At 63.5% G+C, this 4,578-nt stretch carries 5 protein-coding genes; 3 read left to right on the forward strand and 2 right to left on the reverse strand.

The genetic code is table 11. From position 1 onward, the window contains the following. Positions 1-109 precede the first annotated feature (109 nt). Together G3436_RS22395 and G3436_RS22400 are read right to left on the reverse strand one after the other, a co-directional pair. On the reverse strand, positions 110-706 hold the full coding sequence (locus tag G3436_RS22395; protein WP_163949601.1) for a superoxide dismutase: 597 nt from the start codon (positions 704-706) through the stop codon (positions 110-112). Between the two features lie 186 nt (positions 707-892). Then, positions 893-1,492 carry a LysE/ArgO family amino acid transporter gene (locus G3436_RS22400; protein WP_163949603.1) on the reverse strand — a complete coding sequence of 200 codons (600 nt, stop codon included), beginning with the start codon at positions 1,490-1,492 and terminating at the stop codon, positions 893-895. Positions 1,493-1,614: 122 nt separating this feature from the next. Between G3436_RS22400 and G3436_RS22405 the strand changes: the two genes are divergently transcribed. The 3 genes from G3436_RS22405 to G3436_RS22415 are packed head-to-tail and all read left to right on the forward strand — an operon-like array spanning position 1,615 to position 4,422. Further along, positions 1,615-2,544: a LysR family transcriptional regulator ArgP gene (locus G3436_RS22405; RefSeq protein ID WP_163949606.1), complete on the forward strand. Its 930-nt coding sequence runs from the start codon at positions 1,615-1,617 to the stop codon at positions 2,542-2,544. 12 nt (positions 2,545-2,556) lie between these two features. Further along, positions 2,557-3,552, forward strand: coding sequence for an NAD-dependent epimerase/dehydratase family protein (locus tag G3436_RS22410; RefSeq protein WP_163949609.1), 996 nt, complete (start codon positions 2,557-2,559; stop codon positions 3,550-3,552). A gap of 39 nt (positions 3,553-3,591) precedes the next feature. After that, on the forward strand, positions 3,592-4,422 hold the full coding sequence (locus tag G3436_RS22415) for an ATPase (RefSeq protein ID WP_163949612.1): 831 nt from the start codon (positions 3,592-3,594) through the stop codon (positions 4,420-4,422). Positions 4,423-4,578: the final 156 nt, after the last annotated feature.

Consider the following 4,578-nt stretch of genomic DNA (forward strand, 5'->3'; position numbering starts at 1 on the left):
ATCAAGATCAAGATCAACAGCAACAGCAACAGCAAGGCAAGATCAACAGCCTGCGTTCATTCATGCATAAAAAAACCCGGCCTGGGCCGGGTTTTTCAGAAGCCGATGCTTACGCAGTGAAAGCCTTGCCTTCGAACTGCTCTGCCACGAACTTCCAGTTGACCAGGTTCCAGAACGCCTCGACATACTTCGGACGCACGTTACGGTAGTCAATGTAGTAAGCGTGTTCCCACACGTCGCAGGTCAGCAGCGGAGTGTCACCGCTGGTCAGCGGGTTGCCGGCACCGATGGTGCTGGCCAGTGCCAGCGAACCGTCAGCCTTTTTCACCAGCCAGCCCCAGCCGGAACCAAAGGTGCCAACCGACGTCTTGGTGAACTCTTCCTTGAACGTGTCGAACGAACCGAACGCAGCATTGATGGCTTCAGCCAGCGCACCGGTAGGCTGGCCGCCAGCGTTTGGCGCCAGGCAGTTCCAGTAGAAAGTGTGGTTCCAGACCTGAGCGGCGTTGTTGAAGATACCGCCCGAGGAGGTCTTGACGATCTCTTCCAGGGTCTTGCCTTCGAACTCGGTGCCTGGCACCAGGTTGTTCAGGTTCACGACGTAGGTGTTGTGGTGCTTGTCGTGGTGGTATTCCAGGGTTTCCTTGGAAATGTGCGGCTGCAAAGCATCGTGGGCGTAAGGCAGCGGCGGCAATTCAAAAGCCATGGTGATTCTCCTAATCAGGTCTGTTGCGGTGAGCGCAAGGCCGATCACGGGCGGCCGGAATGCATCGGCGAGTTTTTACTCTTTGCGACGCAGGTTCGGGATCATAGCACCGGGCCCCCGCCTAAACCACGCAACAAGTGTATGGAATAGAGGTTCCAGAGCCGTTGCGCAGCGCAGACGAACGGATCAGCCGAAGGCCAGTTGCGCCGCTACCGCAAACATCATCACCGCCACCATCAGGTCCAGCAGGCGCCAGGTGCTCGGCCGTGCCAGCCACGGTGCCAGCCACGCCGCACCCAGCGCCAGGGTGAAGAACCACAACAGCGACGCACTGGCCGCCCCGGCCACATAAGCCCCCGGCACGCTTTGCTGGGCCCCCAGCGAGCCGATCAGCAATACGGTGTCGAGGTACACATGCGGGTTGAGCAACGTCACCGCCAGGGCGCTGAGCAACACCGCACGGCGTGAACGCTGGCCCTGGCCTTGATCCTGCTGCAGGCTTTGCTGCGAGCACGCACGGCGCAATGCCTTGCTCCCGTACCACAGCAGAAACACCACGCCACCCCAGCGCGCAACCGCCAGCAAGGTAGGGTTCTGCGCCAACACGGTCGCCAGCCCGAACACACCCAGCGCGACCAGCACCGCGTCACAGAACACGCACAGCGCCGCCACCGGCAGGTGGTGTTCACGACGCAGGCTTTGCGCCAGCACGAAGGCATTCTGGGTACCGATCGCCATGATCAACCCGAAAGCGACCAGCAGGCCGTTGAGATAGCTTTGCCACATTGAAGACGCTCCGCAAGACAGCCACGCGGGCTGGCGCAAAAGAAGGTGAGGATGCTGGCTATTGTGCGAGCACACGCTGTATAAGAAAAACCAATAGAAATCATCTGGCATTAGGAGAACTGATGTTCGATTACAAGTTGCTCTCGGCGCTTGCGGCGGTGATCGAGCAGGCCGGGTTCGAACGCGGTGCGCAGTTGCTGGGGCTGTCGCAGTCGGCGATCTCGCAACGCATCAAGTTGCTCGAAGCGCGCGTCGGCCAGCCGGTGCTGGTGCGCGCCAACCCGCCCACGCCTACCGAGATCGGTCGGCGCCTGCTCAACCATGTGCAGCAGGTACGTCTGCTTGAACGCGACCTGCAGCGCCAGGTGCCCGCGCTGGATGAAGAGGGCCTGCCCGAGCGCCTGCGCGTGGCGCTCAATGCCGACAGCCTGGCTACCTGGTGGGCCGAGGCGGTGGGCGAGTTCTGCGCCCGCGAACAGGTATTGCTGGACCTGGTGGTGGAAGACCAGGAAGTCGGCCTCAAACGCATGCGTGCCGGCGAAGTGGCTGCCTGCCTGTGCGCCAGCGAGCGCCCGGTGGCGGGGGCGCGCAGCGAGCTGCTGGGCGCCATGCGCTATCGTGCGCTGGCGAGCCCGGCGTTCATGGCGCGCAATTTCCCCAATGGCGTCGAGGTGGCGCGCCTGGCGCGCACGCCGGCGCTGGTGTTCGGCCCGGATGATTTTCTGCAGCATCGCTACCTGGCCTCGCTGGGCGTGGATGGCGGCTTCCTGCATCACCTGTGCCCGTCCTCCGAAGGTTTCCTGCGCTTGACCGAGGCGGGCCTGGGCTGGGGCCTGGTGCCTGAATTGCAGGTGCGCGAACAGTTGGCCAGCGGACGACTGGTAGAAATTCTGGCGGATAAGCCCATCGATGTGCCGCTGTACTGGCATCATTGGCGCAATGGCGGGCAATTGCTTGGGCAACTTACCGATCACCTGCGGCGCAGTGCCAGCAGCTGGTTGGTGCCGTGGTCCGGTTTGCCGGCGTCTGCAAAATCTGGAAACAATGAGTAGGCGGAGTGCTTCATGCGAATTCTGGTCACCGGCGCGAGCGGCTTCATTGGCGGGCGCTTTGCGCGCTTTGCCCTGGAGCAGGGCCTGGAGGTGCGGGTCAATGGCCGGCGCGCCGAAGGCGTCGAGCACCTGGTGCGGCGCGGGGCACAGTTCATCCCGGGCGACCTGGGTGACCCCGAGCTGGCCCGGCGTGTGTGTCAGGGCGTGGACACGGTGGTGCACTGCGCCGGTGCCGTCGGGCATTGGGGGCGTTACCAGGATTTTCACCAAGGTAATGTGGTGGTCACCGAGAATGTGGTCGAGGCGTGCCTGAAGGAGCACGTGCGCCGGCTGGTGCACCTGTCGTCGGCGTCGATCTGCTTCAATGGGCGCTCACGCCTGGGCCTGCGCGAAGAGCAGGTACCGCGCCGTCTGCAGGACGCCTACGCGACCACCAAGTACCTGGCCGAGCAGAAAGTCTTCGGCGCCCAGGAGTTCGGCCTCGAGGTATTGGCCCTGCGCCCGCGTCTGGTCACTGGCGCCGGTGACGTGAACATCTTCCCGCGGCTGTTGCAGCTGCAGCGCAAGCGGCGCCTGGCGATTGTCGGCAACGGGTTGAACAAGGTCGACTTTACCAGTGTGCAAAACCTCAACCAGGCGCTGCTGGCTGCGCTCATGGCCGGCACCGAGGCACTGGGCCAGGCCTACAACATCAGCAACGGCCAGCCACAGCCGTTGTGGGACGTGATCAATTACGTGATGCGGGGCATGGGCCAGCCACAGGTTGAGCGCTACCGCAGCTACGCCCTGGCCTACTGTCTGGGGGCGCTGAACGAGGGCGCTTGCCGGGTGTGGCCAGGGCGTCCGCAACCGAGCCTGTCGCGCCTGGCGGTACAGCAGATGAACAAGGACTTTACCCTGGACATCAGCCGCGCCCGCCAGTACCTGGACTATCGGCCACAGACCAGTGTGTGGGCTGCACTGGATGAATTCTGCAGTTGGTGGAAGGCCCAGCACGACGGCCACTGACTTATACTGGCGTTCATTTGCACTCATGACGGTTGATCCATGCGCAACGATGCTCACGACGATTTCGATGATGTACCCAGCCTCAAGGCCGGTGGTCGCGGTGACGATGATTTCGTGCCGGCCACCCGCACGCGTGCGCCTGCCGCGCGCGGTGGTGCGCGCAAACCGGCGGCCACCGGGCCGTTGTGGGCGTTGGTAGGGGCATCGTTCATCGCCCTGGCGGGGCTTGGCTGGTGGAGTTTTCAGCAGATTTCGCTGATGGAGCAGCAACTGGTGGCTACCCAGGAGAGCTTCGCGCGCATCAGCGAGGACGCAGCGGGCCGCTTGCAGGACATCAGCGGCAAGGTCGCAGCCAGCGAGTCGAGCGTCAGCACCGGCAGTGAGGCGTTGAAGCTGCAGATCAAGCAGTTGCAGGCCAGCCTGGCCGAGCAGGGCAAGCAGCAGCAAGGCGTGGCCGGGCAGCAGGGAGACCTGGGCAAGCGCCTGGAGCAGGCGCTGGCACAGGTGAGCGAGCAGCAGGCCACCAATGCGCAGTTGCAGGCGCAGCTCAAGGCCGTTGCTACCGAGCTGGCGGCGGTAAAGGCGGCGCAGGCAGACAGCGGCAAGGTGGAGGCGCAGCTCAAGGGGTTGTCGAGTGAGATCGCCGCCTTGAAGAAGCAGGGTGATCCTGGCGCCGCGATCCAGCGCCTGGAGCAGGACCTGATCGTGCTCAAGAGCGAGCAGGAGAATCGCCCGGTAGCGGCACCGGCTGCAGCGGGTGGGGCGTCGACGGCGGAGTTCGATGCGTTTCGTGGCCAGGTGACGCGCAACATCAGTACCTTGCAGAGCCAGGTGCAGAACCTGCAGCAGCAGATCAACGCCAAGCCCTGAGATTGGGCTGCTGTGCAGCCCTTCGCTGGCAAGCCAGCTCCCACAGAGGGGTGTGGGCAGCCTGCAGATTGCGAATGACGACAGGACAAGATTCCCATGGCTCACGTACCCCAGATCAAGATCGCCGCCACCTACATGCGCGGTGGTACCAGCAAA

This window comes from Pseudomonas brassicae, assembly GCF_010671725.1.
GTDB classification, from domain to species: Bacteria; Pseudomonadota; Gammaproteobacteria; order Pseudomonadales; family Pseudomonadaceae; genus Aquipseudomonas; species Aquipseudomonas brassicae.

Excerpts from the sequence above, each read along its gene's own strand:
- G3436_RS22400 (WP_163949603.1), bottom strand. The coding sequence starts at position 1,492 with ATGTGGCAAAGCTATCTCAACGGCCTGCTGGTCGCTTTCGGGTTGATC.
- G3436_RS22410 (WP_163949609.1), top strand. The coding sequence starts at position 2,557 with ATGCGAATTCTGGTCACCGGCGCGAGCGGCTTCATTGGCGGGCGCTTT.
- G3436_RS22415 (WP_163949612.1), top strand. The coding sequence starts at position 3,592 with ATGCGCAACGATGCTCACGACGATTTCGATGATGTACCCAGCCTCAAG.
- G3436_RS22405 (WP_163949606.1), top strand. The coding sequence starts at position 1,615 with ATGTTCGATTACAAGTTGCTCTCGGCGCTTGCGGCGGTGATCGAGCAG.
- G3436_RS22395 (WP_163949601.1), bottom strand. The coding sequence starts at position 706 with ATGGCTTTTGAATTGCCGCCGCTGCCTTACGCCCACGATGCTTTGCAG.